Source organism: Moraxella sp. 179-F 1C4 NHS, from assembly GCF_045370505.1.
Taxonomy (GTDB): domain Bacteria; phylum Pseudomonadota; class Gammaproteobacteria; order Pseudomonadales; family Moraxellaceae; genus Faucicola; species Faucicola tetraodonis.
In genome coordinates, this window is sequence record NZ_JBIQEC010000081.1 from 1 (window position 1) to 558 (window position 558).

At 39.6% G+C, this 558-nt stretch carries 1 protein-coding gene; it reads right to left on the reverse strand.

Features of this window, described 5'->3' with window-relative positions; all coding sequences use genetic code 11:
• Positions 1–12: 12 nt before the first annotated feature.
• The coding region (locus ACH0AB_RS11945; RefSeq protein ID WP_406878282.1) for an IS5 family transposase at positions 13–558 on the reverse strand (546 nt) is incomplete at its 5' end.

The following is a 558-nucleotide window of genomic DNA, read 5'->3' on the forward strand; positions in this document are numbered from 1 at the left end:
TAGGCTGTGTCCTCAATTCACTTTAACATGAATAATGATGCAAGCGAGGTAAATCATTGACTCAAAATTACGAGCTAACTTCTCATATCTGGTGGCAATGCTGCGAAACTGCTTTAACCTTGCGAACATATTTTCGACTAAATGCCTAAGTTTATATAAATAGCTGTCAAAGTCTGGATTAGGCTGTTTAGCATTCTTACGTTTTGGTATGATAGGTTTCATTTTGTGCTTACGAGCTTTATCTCGTATGGCATCTGAATCATAGCCCTTGTCAGCAATTAGATATTCGCCAGTACCAACTAATTCAATTAACTCTGGTGCAACTTGACTGTCGTGGACTTCACCCCCAGTGACTTTAAAATCGAGCGGATATCCATCGGCATCACAACATAAATGGATTTTTGTAGTTCTTCCACCGTGGCTTTGTCCAATTGCTCTATGTTCACCAATCCTAGCTCCACTTGCATGCTGATGACACCGTATGTAACTTCCGTCAATGAATACCCATTCTGTATCAGCTTCTTTTCGTAAGCTAAAAAAAAATTCTGCCACAATCCA